General features: G+C 35.3%; 32 protein-coding genes and 1 riboswitch. Of the genes, 30 read left to right on the top strand and 2 right to left on the bottom strand.

Annotation, left to right across the window (positions count from 1 at the left end):
- Positions 1-17 precede the first annotated feature (17 nt).
- The 28 genes from AC3WSK_RS07265 to AC3WSK_RS07130 all read left to right on the top strand — a co-directional run bounded on the left by AC3WSK_RS07265 (position 18) and on the right by AC3WSK_RS07130 (position 21,880).
- Positions 18-1,142, top strand: a complete 1,125-nt coding sequence (locus AC3WSK_RS07265) for a putative phage abortive infection protein (RefSeq protein ID WP_492413356.1) — start codon at positions 18-20, stop codon at positions 1,140-1,142.
- A 113-nt stretch (positions 1,143-1,255) separates the two neighbouring features.
- Positions 1,256-1,627, top strand: a complete 372-nt coding sequence (locus AC3WSK_RS07260; RefSeq protein ID WP_492413354.1) for an HNH endonuclease signature motif containing protein — start codon at positions 1,256-1,258, stop codon at positions 1,625-1,627.
- 347 nt (positions 1,628-1,974) lie between these two features.
- Positions 1,975-2,349, top strand: a complete 375-nt coding sequence (locus AC3WSK_RS07255; protein ID WP_492413352.1) for a hypothetical protein — start codon at positions 1,975-1,977, stop codon at positions 2,347-2,349.
- Between the two features lie 3 nt (positions 2,350-2,352).
- Complete coding sequence (locus tag AC3WSK_RS07250; protein WP_492413350.1) at positions 2,353-4,065, top strand: terminase large subunit; 1,713 nt, start codon at positions 2,353-2,355, stop codon at positions 4,063-4,065.
- 20 nt (positions 4,066-4,085) lie between these two features.
- Complete coding sequence (locus AC3WSK_RS07245; protein WP_492413348.1) at positions 4,086-5,255, top strand: phage portal protein; 1,170 nt, start codon at positions 4,086-4,088, stop codon at positions 5,253-5,255.
- Positions 5,256-5,281: 26 nt separating this feature from the next.
- The gene (locus AC3WSK_RS07240) at positions 5,282-5,974 is read left to right on the top strand and encodes a head maturation protease, ClpP-related (protein ID WP_492413346.1); all 693 of its coding nucleotides are present in this window, start codon (positions 5,282-5,284) and stop codon (positions 5,972-5,974) included.
- A 3-nt stretch (positions 5,975-5,977) separates the two neighbouring features.
- Positions 5,978-7,153: a phage major capsid protein gene (locus AC3WSK_RS07235; protein ID WP_492413344.1), complete on the top strand. Its 1,176-nt coding sequence runs from the start codon at positions 5,978-5,980 to the stop codon at positions 7,151-7,153.
- Positions 7,154-7,179: 26 nt separating this feature from the next.
- On the top strand, positions 7,180-7,428 hold the full coding sequence (locus tag AC3WSK_RS07230) for a hypothetical protein (protein WP_492413342.1): 249 nt from the start codon (positions 7,180-7,182) through the stop codon (positions 7,426-7,428).
- Positions 7,429-7,698: a phage head-tail connector protein gene (locus tag AC3WSK_RS07225; RefSeq protein WP_492413340.1), complete on the top strand. Its 270-nt coding sequence runs from the start codon at positions 7,429-7,431 to the stop codon at positions 7,696-7,698.
- Positions 7,695-8,000: a phage head closure protein gene (locus AC3WSK_RS07220; protein ID WP_492413338.1), complete on the top strand. Its 306-nt coding sequence runs from the start codon at positions 7,695-7,697 to the stop codon at positions 7,998-8,000. The genes AC3WSK_RS07225 and AC3WSK_RS07220 overlap by 4 nt, the downstream gene beginning before the upstream one ends.
- Complete coding sequence (locus AC3WSK_RS07215; protein ID WP_492413336.1) at positions 7,997-8,356, top strand: HK97 gp10 family phage protein; 360 nt, start codon at positions 7,997-7,999, stop codon at positions 8,354-8,356. The genes AC3WSK_RS07220 and AC3WSK_RS07215 overlap by 4 nt, the downstream gene beginning before the upstream one ends.
- Positions 8,353-8,688 carry a hypothetical protein gene (locus tag AC3WSK_RS07210; protein ID WP_492413334.1) on the top strand — a complete coding sequence of 112 codons (336 nt, stop codon included), beginning with the start codon at positions 8,353-8,355 and terminating at the stop codon, positions 8,686-8,688. The genes AC3WSK_RS07215 and AC3WSK_RS07210 overlap by 4 nt, the downstream gene beginning before the upstream one ends.
- Positions 8,689-8,711: 23 nt before the next feature.
- Positions 8,712-9,287 (top strand): major tail protein, encoded by a 576-nt coding sequence (locus tag AC3WSK_RS07205; protein WP_492413332.1) that lies wholly within the window; start codon positions 8,712-8,714, stop codon positions 9,285-9,287.
- 28 nt (positions 9,288-9,315) lie between these two features.
- Positions 9,316-9,663, top strand: coding sequence for a hypothetical protein (locus tag AC3WSK_RS07200; RefSeq protein WP_492413330.1), 348 nt, complete (start codon positions 9,316-9,318; stop codon positions 9,661-9,663).
- A 32-nt stretch (positions 9,664-9,695) separates the two neighbouring features.
- The gene (locus AC3WSK_RS07195) at positions 9,696-9,860 is read left to right on the top strand and encodes a hypothetical protein (protein WP_492413328.1); all 165 of its coding nucleotides are present in this window, start codon (positions 9,696-9,698) and stop codon (positions 9,858-9,860) included.
- Positions 9,861-9,966: 106 nt separating this feature from the next.
- Positions 9,967-10,404 (top strand): hypothetical protein, encoded by a 438-nt coding sequence (locus AC3WSK_RS07190; RefSeq protein ID WP_492413326.1) that lies wholly within the window; start codon positions 9,967-9,969, stop codon positions 10,402-10,404.
- Between the two features lie 29 nt (positions 10,405-10,433).
- A complete protein-coding gene (locus tag AC3WSK_RS07185; protein ID WP_492413324.1) occupies positions 10,434-11,156 on the top strand; it encodes a hypothetical protein in 723 nt (240 codons plus the stop codon).
- 412 nt (positions 11,157-11,568) lie between these two features.
- Positions 11,569-13,611: a phage tail tape measure protein gene (locus tag AC3WSK_RS07180; protein WP_492413322.1), complete on the top strand. Its 2,043-nt coding sequence runs from the start codon at positions 11,569-11,571 to the stop codon at positions 13,609-13,611.
- Positions 13,608-14,420, top strand: a complete 813-nt coding sequence (locus AC3WSK_RS07175; RefSeq protein WP_492413320.1) for a distal tail protein Dit — start codon at positions 13,608-13,610, stop codon at positions 14,418-14,420. The genes AC3WSK_RS07180 and AC3WSK_RS07175 overlap by 4 nt, the downstream gene beginning before the upstream one ends.
- Before the next feature lie 17 nt (positions 14,421-14,437).
- Positions 14,438-17,200 (top strand): hypothetical protein, encoded by a 2,763-nt coding sequence (locus tag AC3WSK_RS07170; RefSeq protein WP_492413318.1) that lies wholly within the window; start codon positions 14,438-14,440, stop codon positions 17,198-17,200.
- Positions 17,201-17,254: 54 nt separating this feature from the next.
- The gene (locus AC3WSK_RS07165; RefSeq protein WP_492413316.1) at positions 17,255-17,455 is read left to right on the top strand and encodes a hypothetical protein; all 201 of its coding nucleotides are present in this window, start codon (positions 17,255-17,257) and stop codon (positions 17,453-17,455) included.
- A gap of 16 nt (positions 17,456-17,471) precedes the next feature.
- On the top strand, positions 17,472-18,773 hold the full coding sequence (locus AC3WSK_RS07160; RefSeq protein WP_492413314.1) for a hypothetical protein: 1,302 nt from the start codon (positions 17,472-17,474) through the stop codon (positions 18,771-18,773).
- An 18-nt stretch (positions 18,774-18,791) separates the two neighbouring features.
- Positions 18,792-20,342: a phage tail protein gene (locus tag AC3WSK_RS07155; RefSeq protein WP_492413312.1), complete on the top strand. Its 1,551-nt coding sequence runs from the start codon at positions 18,792-18,794 to the stop codon at positions 20,340-20,342.
- 53 nt (positions 20,343-20,395) lie between these two features.
- The gene (locus tag AC3WSK_RS07150) at positions 20,396-20,521 is read left to right on the top strand and encodes a hypothetical protein (RefSeq protein WP_492413310.1); all 126 of its coding nucleotides are present in this window, start codon (positions 20,396-20,398) and stop codon (positions 20,519-20,521) included.
- Positions 20,522-20,540: 19 nt separating this feature from the next.
- Positions 20,541-20,720 carry a hypothetical protein gene (locus AC3WSK_RS07145; protein WP_492413308.1) on the top strand — a complete coding sequence of 60 codons (180 nt, stop codon included), beginning with the start codon at positions 20,541-20,543 and terminating at the stop codon, positions 20,718-20,720.
- 65 nt (positions 20,721-20,785) lie between these two features.
- The gene (locus AC3WSK_RS07140) at positions 20,786-21,043 is read left to right on the top strand and encodes a hypothetical protein (RefSeq protein WP_492413306.1); all 258 of its coding nucleotides are present in this window, start codon (positions 20,786-20,788) and stop codon (positions 21,041-21,043) included.
- Between the two features lie 22 nt (positions 21,044-21,065).
- A complete protein-coding gene (locus tag AC3WSK_RS07135; RefSeq protein WP_492413304.1) occupies positions 21,066-21,290 on the top strand; it encodes a hypothetical protein in 225 nt (74 codons plus the stop codon).
- A 128-nt stretch (positions 21,291-21,418) separates the two neighbouring features.
- The gene (locus AC3WSK_RS07130; RefSeq protein WP_492413302.1) at positions 21,419-21,880 is read left to right on the top strand and encodes a hypothetical protein; all 462 of its coding nucleotides are present in this window, start codon (positions 21,419-21,421) and stop codon (positions 21,878-21,880) included.
- 60 nt (positions 21,881-21,940) lie between these two features.
- Here the strand turns inward: AC3WSK_RS07130 and AC3WSK_RS07125 are convergent, their stop codons facing one another.
- Positions 21,941-22,297 (bottom strand): helix-turn-helix domain-containing protein, encoded by a 357-nt coding sequence (locus AC3WSK_RS07125; protein ID WP_492413300.1) that lies wholly within the window; start codon positions 22,295-22,297, stop codon positions 21,941-21,943.
- Between the two features lie 398 nt (positions 22,298-22,695).
- Here AC3WSK_RS07125 and AC3WSK_RS07120 point away from each other — a divergent pair, with 398 nt between their 5' ends.
- Entirely contained in the window at positions 22,696-22,995 is a 300-nt protein-coding gene (locus tag AC3WSK_RS07120; RefSeq protein ID WP_492413298.1) for a hypothetical protein, read from the top strand.
- A gap of 224 nt (positions 22,996-23,219) precedes the next feature.
- Positions 23,220-23,330, top strand: a riboswitch (SAM riboswitch).
- 154 nt (positions 23,331-23,484) lie between these two features.
- Positions 23,485-24,420: a homoserine O-acetyltransferase MetA gene (gene metA, locus AC3WSK_RS07115; RefSeq protein WP_492413296.1), complete on the top strand. Its 936-nt coding sequence runs from the start codon at positions 23,485-23,487 to the stop codon at positions 24,418-24,420.
- A gap of 164 nt (positions 24,421-24,584) precedes the next feature.
- Here the strand turns inward: metA and AC3WSK_RS07110 are convergent.
- A partial coding sequence (locus AC3WSK_RS07110; RefSeq protein ID WP_492413294.1) for a hypothetical protein occupies positions 24,585-24,777 on the bottom strand: 193 nt, incomplete at its 5' end.

The raw sequence follows: 24,777 nt of genomic DNA, 5'->3' as shown, positions 1-24,777 counted from the left end.
GATAGGGAGTGTTATGTATGTCAAGTGAAAAGAAACCATTTAAAGAGTGGATTAAGGAAAATGAAAATAAATGGATTATCGGAGGAATAATTACTATATGTTTTGCCATATTAATGCCGATAGCAATTTTCTTCTTTTCAAAATCTAGTTTATCATTTGATTCGTTTGCTAAATTAGGAACTGTCGGAGATTTTTTAGGAGGTTCAACAGTTGGAATTTTTTCGTTAGCCAGTATTTTGTTTTTAATCTCTACTATTGCAATGCAGAGAAAGGAATTAGGATTGCAGCGAGAAGAACTGCAATTGACAAGAGAAGAATTAGCTAAAGCAAATGAACAATATAGAATAACTAATGATACGATGAAGCATCAACAGTTTGAGACCACATTTTTTAATATGATTAATATGCATAATAATTTAGTTGATGGGTTAAAGTTGTTTGGTGAAGATGTAAATGGTAGAGATGTATTCATTAGTTTATTTGATTCAATAGAAAATTATTATAAAAAGGATAAAATGGATTTTTTTCTTAAAAAACTGATTAGAAGCTGTGAGACATTGGATCAATTAGATGCTTTTATTGTCAATTATAATGACTGCATGATAATAATGGATAGTAAAAAAGAATATAATTTAGAAAAATTTGCTATAATAAATAAAGAATTGCCTGAAATTTGGAGGGAATTGAGAAATTGCGATGATACAATTGAAATAGATATAGGGAGTGTTTTGAAACTAAATTTTGATGATTTCAAAATGATTATTGATATAAACACATCTGAAGGGGATTATGGACGAGCAAAAATTAATAATAATGAATTATTAAAATCTATTGAATTAAGTTTTATTGAAAGCAAGCACTTCCAACAAACATCATATCTAACTGTATGTACTAATTTTCGATTTCCGTTATCGAGCTATTATAAAAGCATACATGGTATAATTCATTTTGTAGAATCAGCAAAACTAAATGTGGATGAGAAAACGAAATATTTGGAAATTTTTTCTTCTTTATTTGGAACATTTGAAATTACTTTATTACATTATGAGATTCATCTTGGAGAAAATGAACAATTAAATGAAGATTTAGCTTTTGTTCCTTCTTTAGGATTAAGATATGGTTATTTAGATACAATACTATAAATTTCAGAAAACACCTTCAGACATATGCAGGTGTTTTTATTATGTAAGAAAGGAGGATTACGAGTGGGATTTTTAGAAATTTTAACAGTCCTGTTTATGTACGGTAATTGGATGTGGTAAGAGAGCATACAGCAGAAGCTAAACGATTTTACAATAGTGTGGCTTGGAAGAAAGCTAGAAAGAACTATATTGAAAGTCCTGAAATTGCAGGATTATGTGAGCATTGTTTAAAGCAGGGATTGTATGAACAAGGATATATCTTAGACCATATCATTGAGATTAGTATTGATAATATCAACGACACTAATATTACATTGAATCCTGATAACTTCCAGTTCCTTTGTTTGTTCCATCATAATCGCAAAACGTTTAGTAAGACAGATAAGAGTAGCACACAAGAAGGATATGGGTTTAATGGTCGTGGGGAATACGTTCCTTTGAGTGAGATAGACAAAACAATAATAGTAGTAACTAAGTTGAATTAGTTTTAAGTTTTATATTGTTTAAAAGTTTAATGAAGGTAGGTGACTGTGTGTATGGTTACCTATCTTTTCTTTTGAATAAAATTAAGATTTAAAATTAGAAAGCAAAATGAAATGTTTATTAATGATGAATATAAATAAATTTAAATTGAAAATAAAATTTAAAAATAAAATTGGAGAATAAATTTGGAAAAATATATTCCCCCCTTCAAAAATTTTTTTAGAAGTTGTCTAGAGACCGATGAGAGTCTTCTATGTGCAACACACGTCCATTTTTTAGACCCCCTCCCCATCATTTTAGACAAGAATAGTCGAATGCAAGCCATATCAAACGAAAGGAGACAGTAGCATTGGCAGTTAAGAAAGAAAAGACGAAAACAGAACGTATTACAGCAGAGAAGAATCGACTTAAGCGTATTTTAAAAGCGGCAGAAGTAGAAGATAGCAAATTAAAGGCAGTTGAAGGCTTAGTTGAACGTGCATCATTCCTCAAAATACAATGCGAAGAGTTTGAGCGTGACTTACTTGAGAATGGCTATGTAGAAATGTTTACACAAAATCCAGATGGCTCAGGAGCTTATGAGAGAGAGCGTCCAACAGCGAAGTTTTACGCTACAACTGTTAAAGATTACAAAACAACTATGAAACAGATTATTGAAGTATTAGGCACTAAAGCCAATGTTATTAAAGATGATGGCTTCGATGAATGGAATCGAGGAAACTAATCTATGGCTAAGAAAAAGAATGACCCTATCAAAATCAGGTATCCACTAAGTTACAATCCAGTAATAGAATACTATGAAAAGATTGAATCAGGTCAAATACTAGTAAGTGATAAGGTTAAAAAAGTATATAAAGAATTAGTACGTAAAATAAATGACCCTAAAAGTCGTTATGAATATGATGCAAAGAAAGCTAATAAAGCTATCGAGTTTGTAGAAAACTTCTGTAAGCACTCAAAAGGTGAGTGGTCAGGCAAACCAGTAATTCTTGAGTTATGGCAAAAAGCATTATTAGGCGCTACATTCGGAATGGTTGATAAAGAAACAGGCTACAGGATGATTAAAGAGCTTGTATTAATCATCCCACGTAAAGCAGGTAAATCTACTTTGGGTTCAGGAATAGCAAACTATCTATTAATTGCTGATAATGAAGGTGGTTCTGAGGTTTACGCAGTATCGACTAAGAAAGATGCCGCCAAAATCGTTTGGGGCGAATCTGTCAAGATGATTAAGAAGTCTCCAACACTTTCAAGACGCTTAGAGTGTCGTATTAGTGAAGTTCGCTACCCAATGGGGGAAGGTGTTTATAAACCTCTATCGTCTGATTCTAACTCGCTTGATGGGTTAAATGCGCATGGCTCATTCATGGATGAGATTCACGCTTGGAAGGATAAAAACCTTTACGATGTAATTGTTGATTCTATGTCAACACGTAAACAGCCTTTAAATTTCATCATGACAACGGCAGGATATGTCCGTAATGGTATTTATGATATGAAGTATCGAGAATGTGAATCTATCATTAACGGTTATTCAGATGGCTCTTATATAGATGATTCCGTATTGCCAATCATTTATGAATTAGATAATGCGGAAGAAATACATGATGAGGAAATGTGGTATAAAGCTAATCCAACTCTAGGTACAGTTAAAAGTTTAGATTACATTAGAAAGCGTTATAACAAGGCGATACATGACCCGTTAAACATGCCGAACTTATTGACGAAAGACTTTAATATTCGACATAGTGGGAACGTTGCATGGTTAACATATGACCAAGTAAACAACGAGGCTACATTTGATGTTGAACAGCTTAAGCCTAAATATGGAATTGGTGGTGTCGATATGTCTCGTACAACAGATTTAACGGCGGCTTGTTTCTTATTTATGATGCCTGACGATGATACGATTTATGTTGAACATATGTATTGGCTTCCAGAGGATGGGATAGACGAGCGTATTAAAGAGGATAACATGCCTTATGATATGTTTGTACAACAAGGTCATATGCGATTATGTGAGGGTAATATTATCAACCCTACAGACGTTCTGAATTGGTTTAAAGAGGTTCAAGAAGAGTACAAGTGTCATATGTATTACATTGGATATGACCGTTACGAGTCTTCACAATGGATTGTAGACATGGAACAAGAGTTTGGACGCTCAACAATGATTCCAATTGCTCAAGGAGCGCAAACGTTGAGCATTCCTATGTATAATCTAGGAGCTTCGCTAAAGAAGAAGAAAGTTAACTACAATAACAATCCTATTACCAAATGGTGCTTGCATAACACACACGCTAAAGTTGATGATAACGACAATATTAAACCAATCAAAGGGGAAAACAAATCGAAACGTATTGACGGAACAGCGGCTTTGTTAGATGCATTCACAGTATTAGAGAATAATAGGAATGAATATTCAAATCGTATTAGATAACTTAGAAAGTAGGTGAGAATTTGAATTTACTTGGCTTCGGTAAAAGTAAACAAAGTAACATAACGACAAAAAGTCAGAAGGTTAAAATGCTAACTTCTGATGAAAACGACTCTTATTTTAATTGGGACGGTAATATCTATGAAAATGATATTATTCGCTCAGTAATCAGAGCGAAAGCAAAAGCAGTAGCAAAGACTACAGCAGAACATGTTCGTAAATCAGGAGATAGCACAACAATCAATCCAGATTTCTACATGAAGATGCTTCTAAAACGTCCTAACCCTATCATGGGAATGCAACAGTTATTAGAAAAGACTGTCACACAATTAGAACTAAATAATAACGCTTATATCTTTATCAATCGTGATGATAACGGCTATCCAATTGGATTATATCCTATCGTTGCTACTAATGTACAAGTCTTAGCAAATAGTAATGATACGTTCCTACGATTCACAATCAAAAAGAACGGTCAAATTGCTACTTTTAATTATAAGGATGTTATTCATTTACGTCAAGATTTCAATGATAGCGACATGTTCGGTTCATCCAATGTTGAAGCATTGGCATCGTTAATGCAAGTTGTAAATTCAGTCGACAAAGGAGTCATTAAAGCAATCAAGAACTCAAATGTTGTTCAATGGTTGCTAAAGTATCAAGCCAACTTAACAGAAGATGACGTAAAGAAACAAACGAAACGTTTTACTGATTCATTCCTAGATATTGATAGTGAATACGGTGGGGCAGCAGGCATTGATAACAAAGTGGATGCAGAACGAGTAGAGCCTAAATCATATATGCCTGATAAAGAGTTCCAAAAGGAAAATGCAAAGCGTATCTATAATTACTTTGGTTCTAATGAGAAGATTGTCAACGCTTCTTTTGATGAAAATGAATGGAATGCTTTCTATGAATCTTCGATTGAACCTATCTTAATTCAACTATCAGAAGAATTTACTTATAAGCTGTTTACACGTAAAGAAATAAGTTATGGAAACGAGATTCGATTCATTTCTAAGAATCTAATGTTTGCAAGTATGACTAGTAAAATCGCATTAGGTGCATTAGCAGATAGAGCTATTCTAAACCCTAATGAGATTCGAGATATCTTAGGCTATGCTCCACACGATAATGGAGATGAGTTCCTACTTCGGAAAGACACAGGAAAAACTACAGATAGAATAAGTTAAAACTCAGAAAGGGGTGAGAATTAGTTTTGAAGACGATTAATATTAACGGAATAATTATTTTAAATGACAAAAAAGAAGCCTATGACTTTTATGAGATTGAGTCAACATGTCCTAATGATGTATTAAAACATCTAAACGGAGAAGATGTAAAAGTAATCATAAACAGCCATGGTGGTTCGATATTTGCGGGTGCTGAGATTTACACAGCTCTTAAAACATATCAAGGCAAGGTTACTATTGAGATTCACTCATTTGCAGGCTCTAGCGCCTCCATTGTTGCTATGGCAGGTGATGAGGTCTATATGTCTCCTATTGCTCAAATGATGATTCACAATGTATCAATTACTAAGGGTGGAGACTATCGAGACATGGAACAAGCAATTGACATCCTTAAAAGCTCAACAGATGCATTAGCAAACGCCTATGTCCTAAAAACAGGTATTAACAAAGAAGAAATTCTAGCAATGATGGACAAAGAAACATGGTTAAACGCTGATAAGGCAATCGAACTAGGATTCGCAGACAAGGTGTTATTCCAAGAAGAAAATAAACAAGAAGCAATTAACCCTATGTCACTGGTAGCTTCATATAATGCGGAAATGTTACCTCAACAAGCTATCAACAAATTTAATGACATGAAGAACGAAAAGAAAATCAATACGGAAAAAGCCAAACATATGGCTCAAATAAATTTACTTAAACTAAAGGAGATTCAATAACAGATGAAAAAAGAAACATATTTAGAACAACGCAATGTATTAGTAACAGAAGCAGAGGACTTAATCAACAAAGGTAAATTCGAAGACTCTACAGCTAAGCAAAATGAAATCAAAGCATTGGATATTAAATTTGAAAATGTAACAAAAGAATTAGCTAACCTTAACGCCCTAAAAGAACAAGGCGCAGTAGAGTTAAAGAATAGATCAATGGAAGATTTAACAGACTTACAGCCACTAGAGAAGAATGGGGTACTAGCAAACATGAATAAACAAGAATTATTAGTAAATGCTTTTGCTAAGTCAGTAATGGGAACAGAAATGTCAGCAGTAGAATTGTCTAATGTCGCTTATGCAGAAGACAACGGTGTAGTTATCCCTGAAACAACTATGAATGAAATTATTGGACTAATTGGTGAACAATATCCATTTTTCGGTGACGCTAAGAAATTTAACATTCGTGGTATCATGCATTTACCAAAACACAAAGCCATCAAATCAGGTGACGCAAAAGGTTACAAAGAGAAAGCTACAACAGTAGTAGAAGAAAACGAAATGGCTCGTGTAACTCTTAAGGGAATCGAAGTTGCTAAACTTATCGAAGTGTCATTCAAAATTGAAGCAATGTCTATTCCTGCATTTATGGACTACTTAAAATCAGAATTAGTAGCTCGTATCGGTGCTTTTGTTGGTCAGTCGGTTTATGTTGGTGATGCAACTACAGACGAAGAATTTGAAGGTGTAATCAAAGTATTAGAAACAGCTAACCAAGTTACGAAATACAAAGGTCGCTTAGACTATGACCAAATAGCTGAAGCATTATCTAATCTTGCATCTCAATTCCAAAACGGTGCGGCTGTTTATGTAAACAATAAAACTTTATGGTATGGCTTAGCAGGTGTACAAGATGCAACTAAACTCCCAATCTTCATTAATGACCCATCTGCATCGGGTGTAGGCTTTGTTCTTGGTTTCCCTGTTAAAGTTGATGGTGGATGCCCTGATGGTGTAATCGTAATTGGCAAACCATCAGAAGGCTACGCTGTAAACACACAAAAGCCTGTATCTGTTGACACAGCAAAAGACCTAAAGCACCGTACTACTCAATTCTTAGGACACACAATCCTTGACGGAAAAGTTACACGAGAAGATGCATTTGTTGCATTAGTTCCAGAAGCTTAATAGTAAAACAAAAGGAGATGCAATAATTGAAACATTTAGTAACTAAATTCTTTAAAGACAAGGTGACTGGGAACATGTTGATTCCTAGTCATTATTTTGTTTGTGAAGACTATGAGCGTATTCAATATTTAGCTTCTCTAGGTTTTATTGTTCCTCATTCTAATACAGAGCAGTTGAATAAAAAAACCAAAGAAGAAGTAAAAGAAGAAACAAAGGAAGAAGTAAAGAAAACTGCTCAACGCAATACACGAGCTAGGAAAACGAGTGATGCTTAAGTGCTTGATAAAGTAAAGTTCGCATTACGTATTCAAAATAATATGTTCGATGGTGAAGTTCAAGACATTATTGATGCATGTTTATTGGATTTAGAATTGTCTGGTGTAAACGTAGCAAGTAAAACAGAAGACGATAGGCTAATTACTCGCTCAATCGTTTTGTATGCTAAATCTGAATTTGGTTTAGCTAATACAGATAGCGAGAAATACAAACTATCATATGAAGCACTTAAAAGACATCTGACATTAAGTGAGGAATACACAAAATGATGTATAACGAGGTTATTAAACTAGTTGGCTACACAGTTGAAAAAGATGAAATGTTGCAAGAAATCAAGACTGAACATGAGCGTGAACTATTCTGTGAAAAGAAGAGTGTAGGACGGTATGAATTTTACATTGCAGGACAGCAAGGAACAAAACCACAGTATATATTCATAGTTCGTTTAGCTGATTATGAAAATGAAGATACATTAATCTACAATGGCAATAAATATTCAATCTATCGCTCTTATGATAAAGGCGAGTTCATTGAATTGTATACACAGCGCAAAGCAGGTAAGACAATTTGACGAGTATAGATAACTTTGCCAATGAAATAGTTAAAGAGTTACAGAGGTTTTCAAATTATGTAGCAGAAGAAGTGGAAGCAAGTGCAAAGAAAGTATCTAAGCAAGCTGTACAACAACTTAAAGCAAATTCTCCAACAGGGGATTACGCAGGCGGTGGTAGCTATGCTAAAGGTTGGCGAGTTAAAAAGGTTGGAAACAACTATACAGTCCACAACGCTACAGATTATCAACTTACACATTTATTAGAAAATGGTCACGTAAATAGAGATGGCTCAAGAACCCCTTCACACCCTCATATAGAAAAGATTGAGAAGCAAGCAATAAGAGATTTTGAAAGGGAATTAAACAACCTATGATTACACTTAAAGAATTACCTAAGCTATTGCAACAAGTTGATATTCCAGTAGCCTACAGTCATTTTACCCACAATGAAAATTCTCCTGCTCCTCAACCACCATTTATGATCTACCTCGAAGAAACGTCAGATAATTACGGTGCTGATAATAAAGTTTGGAAAAAGGTTTTAACCTATCGTATTGAAGTTTACACAGACAAAAAGGATTTAAAACTTGAACAAAAGATAGAAGATTTATTTGATGCTAATTGCGTCTTCTATGATACAGATGAACTGTTTATTACGGCTCAAGACTTGTATCAAAAATTCTATACAATACAATTACTAAAATAATAGAAACGGAGTTTATTTAAACTATGGGCAAAAACACAGTTGAATTTGGTTTAACAAACGTTCACTACGCTACTTACGAACGTGAGACAGATGGTTCTTACAAATATAATAAACCAGTTCGGGTTGAAGGTGCGGTTTCATTAACACTTAACCCAGTTGGTGACGAAGGAAAATTCTACGCTGATAACGGTGTACACTTCTCTCGTTTTGCTAACAACGGCTACGAAGGTGCATTAAACATTGCAATGATTACAGACAAGTTACGTACAGAAGTATTAGGTGAGAAAATGGTAAATGGTGGTTTCTTAGAAACTTCTGACGCTCGTCCTAAAGATGTGGCTCTAATGTTTGAAGTAGACGGTGACGAACAAGCAACACGCTTTGTATATTATAACTGCTCTATCGCTCGTCCTTCTCGAACTGCAAACACAGTTGGAGAGTCAATTGAAATCGAAGGTCAAGAGCTATCATTTACAGCAAAACCACGACTTAACGACAAAGCTATTCGTTGGAACACAGGTGAAGCTACACCAGAAGCAATGTACAATGACTTCTTCAAGGCAGTTGTAGAGCCAGTAGACGTACCAGTACAACCTTAGTAGATAATAGAAAGAGGAATAAATACCGATGGCAGAAAAAGTTATTACAATTAATGATAAAGAAGTAGTGTTCAAGATTACAGGACAAACACCTTTAATGTATCGTTCAATGTTCGCAGGTGCAGATTTCTTAAAGGATTTCATGAACTTAGAAAAGTCTCAATCTGCAGGCATAGCGTTCGAGTCAATCGAGTTCTATCAAATGGTTTACTGTTTAGCAAAGAAAGGCAATCCAGAAATTCCAGATATGGACGCTTGGTTGGATTCATTTGAAGAAGGTTTCCCCATTATGGATATCTTCCCTGAAATCTTACCACTAATACAAGCTAACTTCTCAGTTGCTCCTAAAAAAAAGCCAACACGAAGCAAGAAGTAAATGAAGACCCTTCTACAGCTATCTATCTATTAATGGCTAAAGAATCTAAGTTGTCTTTTGGTGAAATGGATTTAATGTCTATAGGGATGGTTTTAGAGCATATAGATTTATACTTTGAAATGAAATATAAGCCCAAAGATGATAAAGGCACTGTAAGAAAAGCAACTCAAGCAGATATAAACGCATTGAAAATTTAAAACTACTGGGGAATTGCCAATATTGGTAGTTCCCTTTTTTTATTACATAGAAGATTCACTTGTGATTTTCTATGATTCAAATTATAGAAAGGAGCAAATATATTGAATGGCAGGTAAAGGAATTAAGGGTATTACATTCGATATTGGTGGTGACACTAGGGGACTAGATAAAGCGCTACAAAATGTCGAGAAAGAAGCTGTAAAGACCCAGAAAGAATTAAAAGAAGTTGAGAAAGCCTCCAAAATTGACCCTTCTTCTACCGAACTGTACGCACAGAAACAGCAACTACTACAAAAGCAAGTTTCCAATACAGCAGATAAATTAGATGTATTGAAAAAGGCTCAATCACAAGTAGAAGAACAATTTAAGAATGGCAAGATTGGCGAAGAGCAATATAGAGCTTTTCAACGTGAATTAGTAATGACCGAACAAGGGTTAAAATCCTATCAAGGTCAAATAGATAAGACTCGTGCAGAACATCATGCATTAGCTGAATCAACTAAGAATATGAAAACGTCTTTGAAGCTACTGGAACTTCTGTAAATACTTTCTCAGACGTTTTAGGAACTAAGTTGACAAATGCTATTAAAGAAGGTAAGGCAAGCTCACAGCAATTGGAACAAGCCTTAGAGAAGATGGGTAAAACTGCTTTAGGTTCTAGTGCTGGTTTTGAGAAGATGAAACATGCTCTTGCTAATGTTGACCAGAAAGGGCTTAAACAAGTCCAAAAGGAATTAGCACAAGTTTCTAAAGAAGCTAAAGATGCAGGAGATGAAGTAAACGGATTCGGTAATAAGTTATCAGCAGTTGCAGGCGGATTGGTTGCAGGCGGTGGATTGGCGGCTATTATCGGCGAAGCGTTAGACGTATCCTCTCTTAATACTGATATAGAACTTTCTATGGGCATTAAAGGTGGAGATGTTGAAACAGTACGTAGCTCAATCAATAGTGTAGTTGCCGCGATAGGTGACGAAGAAGCCGCATACGAAGGTGTTAGACGACAACTCACACTTAATAAGAATGCATCTGTTGAAACCAATCAGGAGATTATCAAAGGTGCTTCTATGATTTCTAGAGCATACAAAGAAGTTGACTTTAAGGAGCTAATTCAAGAGTCACATGAAATTGGTAAAGAGCTTGGTATTACTCAACAAGAGGCATTGGGTTTAACTAATCAACTATTATCAGTTGGATTTCCTTCAGAGCAACTAGATATTATTTCGGAATACGGAAGCCAACTAAAAATGGCAGGGTACAACAGTGAACAGATTCAAGCCATATTTGCGGCAGGTTAATTTTATTAGCCCCATTAGGCGAGAAATCCCTAATGCGTACTCTTTAAATTGCAGGAAAGCCCTAAAGCTTACTTAGCTACAACGTGACTGGAAACAGTGAGCGTGAATGCGGTTGAAAAACAGAAAGAATAGGTAAGATGGCATACGCTAATCAATAACGCTAAGTGTCAAAATAATGGGTAATCATTGCAGCCAAACCTCAAAAATGGGGGAGGTTCAACGACTATAATAAGAGCGCCTGTGAAATGGCGATGGTATAGTCTATGCCGACTGTTATGAACAGTGTTAAAGTACCACGAAAGTGGCGGTGTAACAGGTCGAAACTGGTACCTGGAATATTGACATCCTTTTAGATGGATTAAAGGAAGGTCGTATTGTTGCGGCTGAATTTGGTCAAGGTGTAGACAAAGCCATGAAGGAATCTCTTGAGGGTACTAATATTTCAGCAGAAGCATTAGAGAAGTGGGGTCAAGCAGTAGCCAAAGGTGGAGACGATGGGGCGAAAGCATTAGTCGAAATGAATGCCGCCTTAATGGGCATAGAAGACGAGACTAAACGTAATGAAATTGGTGTTAAACTCTACGGTACACTTTGGGAAGAGCAAGGCAAGAAGATTTCAGACTCACTACAAAATATGGGTAAACACATGAAAACTACTGGTGAAATGACTGGTAAGTTGAAGGACGATACATCAACGCTTGAAGCCGACCCTGCTTATAGATTAGCAGAAGCTATGAATGATGTAAAAGAGTCTATGGCTCCTGTATTGGCAGATATCGCAGAAGTAGTAGCCTCTATTGCTGATTGGGTAGCAGAGAACCCTAAATTGGCAGGAACATTGATTGCAGTTGTTGTGGCAGTCGGTACATTGCTTGGTGCATTTGCGGCTTTCATGCCTGCTATTGGGTCACTAGTAGGTATGTTAGGTGGTGCAAGTGCTACAGCAGGTATTTTAGGAACTGCATTTACAGTATTAACAGGGCCAATTGGTTTAACAATAGCCGCCATCACCGCAGTAGGTGTTGGTTTATTTGCGTTGAATAATCATATGCAACAATCATCATTTGAGGTAGAAGATTGGTCTAATAACGTAAGCGAAGGAACTGCAAAAGCAGTTGGGGCTTATATGGACTTAGATAAACAAGCCACAGATTCATTCAAGCAATTGAAATGGTCTGGTGAGACTATTACTGGTGAAATGGCGAATAACTTAGTTGAAATCAACAATCAAATGTCTGAGCAAATTCTAACTAACATGAAAGAACGTCATACAGCACAATTAGCAGAAGACCAAGCGTTCTTTGAAGAATCTAATGTATTAACAGCAGAACGTGAAGCAGAAATCTTAGAGCATACTAAACAACGTCAAGCAGCAGAGCAAGTAGCAGTTTCAGAAGGTCAGGCAAGGATTAATGAAATCTATCAAACTGCATCTAATGAAAAGCGTGGTATTACTCAGCAAGAAGCAGCCGACATCGAACTGATTCAACAAGGTATGAAAGAGAAAGCTGTTCAATACTTATCTGAATCGGAACGTGACCAGAAGGTTATTTTAGAGACTCTTAAACGTGATTCATCTCAGATTACAGCGCAACAAGCAGCCGATGTAGTTGCAAACTCTAAGAAGCAAAAAGAACAGACTATTAAAGATGCTAATGAACAATATAAACAACGTGTTGCAGCAATTACTAAAATGCGTGACGAGGATAAAACTATTTCAGCAGACGAAGCAGAAGCGTTGATTGCTGATGCCAAGAAAACTAAGAATGAGACTGTCCAAAGCGCTAAGGATATGCATAAGGATGTTGTTACAGAAGCAAAAGGTCAAGCTAAAGACCATGTGAGCGAGGTTAACTGGGAAACTGGTGAAGTTAAAACTAAGTGGCAAACATTTAAAACCGATGTAGGTAAAATATGGGATGATACTGTAACTAACGCAACAAAATTCTCAAAAGGTATTTATACATCTGTCAAAGGCGGTGTAGATGATGCTATTGACTGGATTAAAGATGGATTCAATGGTGTTATAACTTGGTTCAAAAATCTTAAATTCCCTGAGTTAACTCTACCTAAGATTAAGTTGCCTCACTTTAAAATATCTGGTTCGTTTAGTTTAGACCCTCCAAGTATTCCAAGTTTTGGTGTTGATTGGTACGCCAAAGGTGGTTTAATGACTAAACCTACAGCATTCGGAATGAACGGTAATAATCTAATGGTTGGTGGAGAAGTTCCAAACGTATCAGAAGCAATCTTACCATTAACACCACAAGTATTAGCAGGTATTGGCAAAGGTATTGCATCTCAAATGGGTGGTTCTAATCAGTCTGTTGTTATTGCACCTGCTCCAGTATTACTAGATGGAACTCAAATTGCAGAAGTAACATTTCAACAAGTGGGGCAATTACAATTCAATAGTACAAGCATACAATCAAGAACGAGAGGAGTTAACCTATGATAATAGAACTCTTAAATGGTAGAAAGCTAGATATATCTGATTATAGCTTAAGTCGTCTATTTCATTACATTCCTTCTATCTCATTGGCCCATGAAGTTGAGTCAGTGGATGGTAGGGACGGAGGCATTTTTACACAAAGCCAGTTAACAGAGAGAGTTATATCAGTACAACTACTATACGAAGCAACTGATATTCAAGACTTCTATTTGTTGCGTGATGAAATAAACGCATTATTTACTCGCAAAGAATCGTTCTACATTATCTTCAAGAGCGAACCTTATAAACGATATCTAGTTAAACTTAATCAAGGGTTTACAATTCAACCTAACATGCATATGGAAGCATTCGATATTGATTTTACTTGTGTAAATGTCTTTGGGGAATCAACTGTGTCAACTTCTAAGCTTAAGAAGGAATGGGATGTAAAACAGTGGGCTTGGAATGGTCAGATTAGTTGGGATGATGATATTGAATACAGTTTCAGTACAGATAGGTTCACAGTTTACAATTTGGGTACTGCTCACATTGACCCTAGACAAAGTGAAATTAAGATTACTGTACAAGGAGCTTACCCAAACGGTCTGACGATTAAAAACACAACAACAAATGAAGAATATAAATACAATAAACCGCTAACTAGTGGAGATGTATTAACTCTAGATGGAATCAGAACATTGAAGAATGGCTCAAGTGCCTTTAAGGATACGAATAAGAAACTATTAACCTTATCACAAGGAGCTAATGATTTTATTGTATCTGGTGGAACTGTATCAAAAATAGAATTTGATTTCAGATTTTTGTACCTATAAGGAAGGAGAAATAGATATTGACTATCACATTAAATAATACAGGCAATCCAATTACTCGTGAAGAACGTATTAAGATTAACGAGAACTGGGATAGAATCATTGGAGGTCTTACGAACCTACAGTATCAAATCAATATCTTAGCAGGTGGCGAGGAAGTAGATGAAATTTTACGTAGAATTGCCAAAGCGACAGAAGATGCTATTACAGCAACAACAGAAGCTAAGGATGCTACAGAGGCTTCTATTCAAGCTACAGAAGAAAATTTAATCGCAACTGACAACGCTAAACAAGCAACTACAGACGCAATCAGAGCAAAACAAGAAGCTGAGAAAGCTACAACAGATGCCATCGAGCAAATAAAAGTAGTAAATGCCTTAATCATCGAAACTAAACAAATCAATGCTACATCTCAAGATAAGATTAAAGAAATGACCACTCTAATCACAACAGGTAATCAATTATACCTAGACCTAAACAATCTTCAAACTCAAATCAAAACTGAAATCGTAAACTCTCAAACTGCTACAGCTAATGCTAATGATGCATATGAGAAAGTTAAAGGATGGGATACGGCTGTAGGATGGAACTCTACGACTTCTTATTCACGTAATAATGTTGTAACTCGTAATGGCTCTACATTTCAATCAAAAGTAAATAACAACACAAATAACCCACCAAGTAAGACTGATGACAATTGGATTTTATTAGCACAACGTGGAGTAGATGGTAAGGGTGCTGTATCAACTGTAAATGGTGTTTCACCAGATGAAAAAGGAAACGTAGTAATTGACACTGGATTATTAGATACTTACACGAAAGCTGAAACAAATGGGAAGATTGCAGAAGCAGAGCGAAAGTTTACTTCACAAGGCTATGCGTCTAATGATTTAGAAACATTAACAGAAGATGTGTTCAGAGATTTAACTATCTCAGGTCTTAAACTTGTCACAGTATCAGACAGCTCATTCCTACCTGAGCAAACAACTTATATTGGTGAAGTAATTGTAGATGTAGAAGGTGCAGTAGATACTCGCTACTATCAATTAACAGACATCATTACTGGTAATACTTTCACTCGTGTAATGCGTTCAGATGATACAGGTAATGAAACTGATTCAGGATGGGTTAAAGGTGGTGGAGGTGGTTCGAGCGGTAAGTTTGTTAATATTCCATTAAAACTTAAAACAACTGCTAAGAATCAAAAGAACTGGACTATCCCTAATGACCAATTGGACTTAACAAATGATAGTGTTGTAGTTTACTTCAATACAACTTATTTACGTCCAGAAGAATATACAATTATCGGTTCAGTTGGTACAGGATATAAACTAAACTTTGATTCACCAGAGTCAGAAATTGCAGATAATAATATTGATATCGTTATCTATAAGAATGTTCCAGATTTAAACGGACTGATTAGTGGTACAGCTTTAGTTGATGGCTCAGTTGGTATGACTAAACTATCAAATGAAGTTAAAGATGCAATTGCAGAAGCAGGCAGTGCTAAAACTGCATGGCAAATGGGACAATTGAATAATACAGATGTAACTAACTTAGGTACACATTCAGTTGAGAAAACTCTATACCTCGATGGTATCGGTGGCGGATGGAATGGTGCTGTAAACGTAGAAACTCTAACTATTGCTATTCCATTTGATGCACAATTCTCAGGTCTTGTCAAAGCAACTTATACAACATTTTGGGGACATGATGAATCACATGGCGGAGCTGTGGTAACTTATCGGGTTGCTAACTACGCAGAACGTGGTGGAGTTAAGCAGAAAGATTTCATTATTGAATCTATCACAGAATCATTTGCTAATTGCTATAACATCAAAGCGCCTACGTTTGTAGGTAATGACTTATATTTACAAATTCTAAAAGCTCCTACTGCATCTATGCCATTCATGATTAAACTTGAGGTAAATGGTTATCTAGGTGAAAGTAAATCACTGTTCGTTGCTGTAAACGATGCAAATGCAATAGTTATAGATAGTGGCTCACCAACAGCAAGCGGATATCCTTGGACGCCTCAAACATCTTCTTATGTAAATAACACTGGTGGTATAATGACTGGTGATTTAGTTATTGATAAAGCAAGAGCCTCATTATCGTTAAAAGGTAAGAAGTCAGATAATACAGATTCAACGTTTGCAATACGTAGTCGTGCAAATGGAACTAATACAGCTACAGGAGCAGAGATATTAATTGATGGCGCAACTGCATTGATTATGTATGGCGATAGAGATATTCAATTCAAGGGTCATGATAATTTATGGGATAGCCTAGCAAATTTAAAGCAATCTGTAAGTGATGGTAAAAAGAAAGTAGCATCTGCCATTACTGGTAAAGGAGTTAATACTGCTTCGGATGCTACTTTTGATACAATGGCGAATAATATCAATCAAATTTCTACAGGTAAGAAATCGCATAGTGGTACTATAACTTCTAGTGCTGACTCAAGAATGTATCCTTTTGCTTTATCAACTCAAGGTTCTAGATGGTCTTCTTGGATAACAATAAGCCTACCATTTAAGCCGAGTTTAATATATGCAACGTCACCAGTGTCCCATGGTTTAAGAACGTCAATATACCAACCCGCTTTTGATGGGTATAGTACTGAAACTACTAAACTAGTTGGAAGTTTTAACAGTTCTGTTGTAGAAGAGACTAGTACAATTAACTTGTTCTCTCCAATAGCAAATAATGGTACTACATGGACTATAGATATGCCAGTTAGTATAGGAAATACCCCATATAACTTTGTAGCATACGAATAAAAGATACGAACAAAAGAAAGGAAATGATTAATTATATATTCAAGAGGAAATAGAGTGTTTTATGATAAAATCACAGGTCGTGTACTATGGCAAACAGGAACAGTTACTAGCTCAACACATCCAGTAGAACATGAAGACATTTTAGGTCAAATCACGTATTCAGATTTAAAGATTGATGCGTATGACCCTATGAAACAATATGTTGAAAAGATTAACCCTAAAACTGGTCTTCCAGTATTTAAAGATTATCAATAATAAAGGAGAGATATAAATGACAGGAAATATTTCATATGAAAACTTGTCAGATTCTTTAAAACAGAAACTTACAGAATCAAACGTAGATATAGTAAATGACCTAACGACAGGTGGAGCAGATTCTGCTCTATCTGCCGAAATGGGTAAAGTATTAAATGATAGAAATCCAGAATACGGTGTACAACGAATTAATGACAATCACGCTATTAGACGATTTCCTATATTTGACGAATGGGAAAATAATACAACAGCCGAACCATTGCGTTTATATTTTCCAGATGTTGAACTAAAAGGAGAATTGAAGGTTCGAGTTGCTCAGAAAAATGCACAAGGTGGTACTGGTGAAATATTTTTAACCTTCGCTAGATATCCAATCAGCACCAGCAATCCTGTAACATATGAGTATGGTATACAATCAATGTCTACATTCCTAGCTAACAATTTTATTTTATATAGTGCTGTTCAGTTTATCCAAAACGAAGACCCAAGAGCGTTTTATCAAATATTAAAAAAGCAAAGTAGAAATGCTATCTATATTGAAGTTGAGTTTCTTACTGCTTCTGGTAATGCAGTAGATATCTTAGAGGGTATTGAGTTAAAGAAAATGACTCCACAATCAACACCTTCTCGAACATCTAATCAAAAATCCATATTCAAAGATGCACAAAACGCTGTAACACGTTCAATAGGTGGTGGTACTTATTATATAAACCCTACAACAGGTGATGACGCAACTGGTGAAGTTGGTAATACCGCTAAGAAATTCAAAACTATAAATGCGGCTATCAATCAGATGCCAAAGTATTTAGACGGAACGTTTCTTATCGCTCTTGACGAAGGGACTTATAGCGAATATGTTTTCTTAAAAGGTTTTATAGGTTCAGGCACGGTAGAGATAAGAGGCGGTACTAATATTGACGAGGCTACGAAATACAAAGTCATGGGTGTTCATGCAACTGGATGCAATGTTAGAATACACACCTACGGTCTAAACTTTTATGGCGGTAATAATCAGCCAATTTATGCAATTAGATGTTCACAGTTTATTTGTGCTGTATGTACTATGCCTGACGTATCAGTCTATGCAGGTGTCACAGCAGAAGCTTCGAATGTAAGCGTGATGAGTTGCACAATAAACAACAAGGCACAAGCCATTAATGCATTAGATATGTCAACTGTTAGTGCAGGATATAATAGTGGTTTCGGTAATGTCATAGGCTTGAGAGCTTCGGCAGGAGCAACTATAGTAAAATACAATTCAACTATTACTGGTTCTCAAAATGAAGAAATGACTACTGGTGGATTAATAAGAGGTTAATAGAAAGGGGATACTATATTGATTTATGTAACCTATGGGAATGAATCAGAGCCGTTAATTAATTTTAACAACTTTGAAATGAATCAAGAGGTGAATGGAGATTTTGGCATCTCCTTCACTTCTATTAAGAATGATAAAAACGCAGGATATGGCATTCTACAAGAAGAATCTATTATCAATGTAAACGACTATGAGTTTAGAGTCAAGCAAATTAAGAAAAATTCTTATGCTAAACAAGTTGTAGCAACATCTACATTCTTTGATTTAATAGATAAGCGTAAGAAAGATATATATGGTGGTACAAGAACGTTTAATGAGTTCTTAAACTTTATATTCGCAGGTTCAGGTTGGACTACTGGAACTGATTTCAATGAATCTAGAATAATTGAAAACTTTGGTGAGAATAACATAATTACTTTAACTCAACAACTATGTCAAGTATTTGAATGTGAGTTTGAGATTAGAAAGAATAATCATATCTTCTTTTCTAAAAAGATTGGTGGCGACTATGATGCTCAATATAGACATGGACATAACGTACAGTCATTAAGTGAGAATGTTGATACAACTAAACTTAAAACTTATATAGAAGGCTATGGAGCAGTTAACAACGAAACGGGTGGTCAATTATATGTTTCGTATGAATCACCGTTAGCTCAGAACCCTATGATTGGTAAGCGTGAAGCTGACCCCGTTCATGATGATAGATTTACAGATGCTAAATCATTGCTAGAACATATTAAAGCACAGTTAATTGATTATCCAGAAGTTACATTTGAGTTAGATTCAATTGAGCTGATTAATAGAGAGCTGGGTGAGCGTGTATGGCTTATTTATGAACCATTAGATATGGAGTTTCAAACACGCATTCTATCTCAGACTAGAAGTTTAGTAGATGGTCAATTAGTAACTACGAAGGTCGTATTAGGCAATAGAGTTCCTAAATCAATTGGAGATATTCTTATATCTCAGAAGGTTGAGATTGATGAAAACAAGAAGATTACACGCTCCAAATTTGAACAAACAAACGACCGAATCAGTATGGCTGTAGAAACTATTGGTGAATCTATTGCTGAACTTGAACTGACGGATAAAGAAATCAGAGCAGAAGTAAAAGACAACAAGGATAGTATCAGTAAGTTAACCGTTAAAGCAGAAGGAATCGAAGCTAATGTTTCTGATAATAAAAAAAATATCGCAAACCTCACAATACGAGCAGACAGAGTTGAATCTAATGTATCTGGTCTAGATAGTAGAATGGGGCAAGCAGAATCAAGTATTGTTCAAACTAATAACAGAATCACTCTTGAAACAAGAGGAGATAATTTAATCAGTAATATTAACGTAGCCCCAGGGAATGTATCTATAAATGCTGAAAAGATTGATCTAAATGGGGCAGTAATGGTTAATGGTGCTATTAAAGGTAGGTCTACACTTGAGATAGAGACAGATGCAACGGTTGGTAGAAATCTGAATATAGGTAGAAGTTTTGACGGTGAAATTCTATTAACTTCGGTGGTTCAGCAGGTGCGTCACGTATCTATTCAGTTACAGATGAAATATCCTTAGAGGCTATGAGTGGTGTAAGAGTAACTGGTGATTTAAACGTTAGGGGCAGTATAATGTCAAACGGTGACTGGGTATTAACAACAAATGGCTACGGTTATTCCTTAGAGTATGACCCACGAGGGATGCTATGGTTTAAACAAAACGGAAGTAATTTAGGATTCGTAAAATTAGATAGATAACAAGAAGGAGAAAATATAAATGAAGTACGAAGTACAATTAAGCAACGATAGAAGCTATGTATTAGATGGTGCAAATATTGATATTGATGAAATAACTAAATCACTGAATGTGCCGTCAATTAACTTTATCAACTTTGCAGGTGTATTAATTAATAAGAGTATTCTAATAGGTGTCTTCCCAATGAAAGAAGAAAAGTAAAACAGAAAAGGAATCTTTAAACCACTCTATTTAATCTATAGGGTGGTTTTTTAGGTGGTGAGCGAATGGGAATATTAGAGCTAATTATTGCAGTTTTAACAGTCATTTCAGTTGTTGTGGGCGGTCTGGTTGCTATATGGAAGATTATGAACGGTGTCGATAACACTATGTTAAATCTAAACAACAGCGTTGACAGATTAAACGAACATCTGGTAGAGGTTAAACTTGACCAAAAAGAAATACGAGAAAAAGTATTTGAGAATACAGTTGAGATTGAGAAACATGATATACGATTAAAGACAATTGAAGAAAAAGTAAAATAAATGGACAAAGGGATGTGTTGTAGTGAAAAGAAGGATAATGGAACAGTTAGCAAAGCTATTAGAAATACGCAATATTATCGCCTTAAGTGTGACTATACTATTTGTAGTCTTATCATTAAGTGGCGTATTGCAAGTAGATTTCATTCAGTCAATTATCATGGCTGTAGTTATTTTCTTTTTTGCTAAAGGAAGTTCCTATGATGAAACTAGAAAATCTCCAGAAGATGAGAAAAGTTATAGACAATGATTTACGACAAAAGGAATCGAAATAACTTGAATAACCTTATTTGACATAAAAATTGAAACAACATCTTTATACAATAATATAGTAATGGTAAAATGGTATCATTATACAGAAAAGGATGTTGGTTATTTATGAAGAAAATATTAACGGGGATTTTAGTATTAGGTTTATCATTATCTACAATCTCTTCTGCTAAGGCAGATATACTAATACCAGATAGAAACGGTGTATTTGAAAAATATAATGAATATATTAGTGAGTATGGAAACATTCGTAACTATCTTGTATATGAAACTACATACGATAAAAAGCATTCTGAAAAACATAGGAAGGATCACAACATTGCAACTATAATTTATGCATTTGAAAGCAAGGTAATTCGTGATGGTGAGGAGGTAGACTCATTCTATATTTACTTGAGTCCACTAATGATGAAACATGCAGACCATCCAGATAAACCAATTGATGGGGATACATACCTAATTGTTGACGATAGCAAAAAGCGTAAGTATACAAAAGTAATAAATCCTAATCCAAGTGAAGAAGTCAAAGAAGAGCCTAAGAAGAAATTTAAACCAAAACCAAAGAAATAATAGAATTGAGACTACCTCTTCGGGGGTAGTCCTTTTTTATGTCTTTATTTAACTGGTTGACTAGCTCTTATCTTCGCTATCGAACAAACCATCGAAGACAGCCCCCAAGACTGCAATGGTTTTCTTTCTTTCTTCGGGTGTCATTTTATTTACTGCTCTTTGAATTGTGAGTATATCTGTGTCAGTGTTATTTTCACTTACAATGCTATAGAAATTTCTTTTTACGTCTGTGCGACCTAGTAGGTAGTCTACAGATACATCAAAATAGTCTGCTACTTTTTCTAATGTTTCTGCTTTTGGGCTTTGAGATTTTAAAGTATAGAAGTAATTCTCGCCAAATCCCATATCGAAAGCCACTTGTTTTAGATTTTTATCTTTATTTTTTGCTAACTCCTTTATCCTTGCAAACATTGTCATATTAATAATCTCCTTTTGGCATAAGACAAAATATAAGCAGAAAGTACACAACTAGATAAAAATCATTGACTTAGGTACTCTATTAGGTTATTATCATCTCATAAGCTAAGTTATTAGCTAAAAAAGACAGTAAAAAATACGACCTATTTATAAACATTTTTCGTTGGGGAACGGTTTAAATGTTGGTTTAAAGGCTTTTTAAAAGTCTTATTTAGCTATGTCTAAATAGTACTCTACAGAGTAATTATTGTCAATGATGTTAGCTTGTTTTTATCTTGAAAAGTACGCATTCAATGATTCACTGTGATACCGAGCCAATGACGGTATAGTATTCGAACTTATAGCTCATGTGACGGTAGCAACGTTAAAAATAAAACTAATAATCCATTGATAAGAGGTTGACTAATATGATAAATGTAGCACTAGCAATGAGAACAACTAATACAAAATTTGAGCAAGCTGAAAATATCGTATTTATGGATACTAACAATATCATTCATATCTATAGAATAAACCACAAAGAATATGATAATGGTTGGTTATTATTGGATATCTTGTTTGACAATCTTGAAGAGTTCAAGACAAAAGAATGGTCATTCGACAATGTAGCAAGTGTTTACTTTGAAAGTTATGATAATGATTTGTTTGGTCTTGAGCGTCTTCAATCGTTCGATGTAGTAGAAATAGTAGAGCTGTAAATTATCCCAAAGGAGCAGGCTTTTTTATTTAAAATTCTATACACTTCTTTTTATCAGAAGTATGAGTTATAATAAAAATTACATAGATTTTATAAGAAGTGGAATAAACTAAAAAAACAAATGTATTACTCCCAAACATAATGACATGCATGGTTAATAACAAAATATTCTATGTATTGTTGATATTCTTAAATGTTCATGTTACAATTCTTTTTAATTAAATAATCTTATCAAGAGAAGTTGAGGGATTTGGCCCGATGACGCTTCAGCAACCTCTAACAAAAGTTAGAAAGGTGCTAATTCCAGCGAAGGATTTGTCCTTTGAGAGATAAGAGTGAACGTGGAAAACATCCTTCTCATTCTATCTCAAATGGAATGAGGGGGATTTTTTAATTTCATCGAAAAAAAGACTTTACGCAAGGCCTGTGTATGGAGACTAAGGCCAATAATGGGTTTAACAGAGAGAACTATAAGAGAGGGGAATGCAAGATGCCAATTAATATTCCAAAAAACTTACCAGCTGGAGAACATTTACGTGAGGAAAAAATCTTCGTAATGGACGAGGATAGAGCGAAAACTCAACAAATTCGTCCGTTAAATATCTTAATCTTTAATTTAATGCCAGAAAAAGAAAAAACAGAGCTGCAATTACTACGTTTATTAGGGAATACCCCGTTACAAGTGAATATTACATTTTTGAATACTGCTACTCATGAATCGAAAAATGTTAGTAAATCACATTTACAATTATTTTATACGACGTTCGATCAAATTCGTCATCGTCGCTATGATGGCATGATTATTACGGGTGCACCAGTAGAAAAAATGCCGTTTGAAGAAGTGAACTACTGGCAGGAAATTTCAGAAATTATGGACTGGTCCAAAACGAACGTAACATCGGTTCTACATATATGTTGGGGTGCACAGGCAGCGTTATACCATCATTACGGTATTGGCAAAATTGGGCTTTCTGCTAAATGCTCAGGTGTATATTCTCATGTCATTACGGATTTAACAGTGGATTTAGTACGCGGCTTTAGTGATTTGTTTACGGCACCACATTCGCGTTATACGTCTGTATCGATTGATGAAGTACGCAACCACCCTGATTTACGATTGCTCTCTTATTCAGAAGATGCTGGTGTTTTTATTGTGCAATCTAAAGACAATAAAAATATTATGATTACTGGTCACCTTGAATATGATGCGACAACTTTAGCGGATGAATATAGTCGCGATGTTGCGAAAGGATTAGATATTGATGTGCCCTTGAATTACTTCCCTAATGATGATCCAGCAAATGAACCGATTAATACGTGGCGTGCCCATACACATTTGTTATTCTCGAACTGGTTGAACTACTATGTTTATCAAGAAACACCATACGAATGGGATTTTGTTGATCAAATTGAATATCATATTTAATGCCATAGAAAAATGATGACCTTGATATTTTTGGGTCATCATTTTTTACTTTTCTCATTTCCGTTCCGGCTGGTCACTTTGTAGCTGCCGCTTTGCTTTCGCACAGAGCCTCCTGGGGGGCGTCCGATGAGCCGCTTCACTTTTGGTAATGAACCACACTGCTGTTAATTGTCTGGCGATTTTTTATTCTTATCACTGTTTGGTGTATTTCCGGTATCACTATCATTTTGTGTAGAATTGCCGGTATCGTTTTCAATTTTACTTTGAGTAGTATTTTCGGCAGTACTATTACTTGCACTTTGAGCAGGATTTTCGTTATTGCTGCTACTTGTGCTTTGAGAAGCATTACCGCCACTG

The organism is Lysinibacillus sp. EB271-A1-10B (assembly GCF_058791335.1).
Note: the sequence above shows the minus strand (reverse complement) of the source record. Positions and strands in the feature narration are given on the sequence as shown.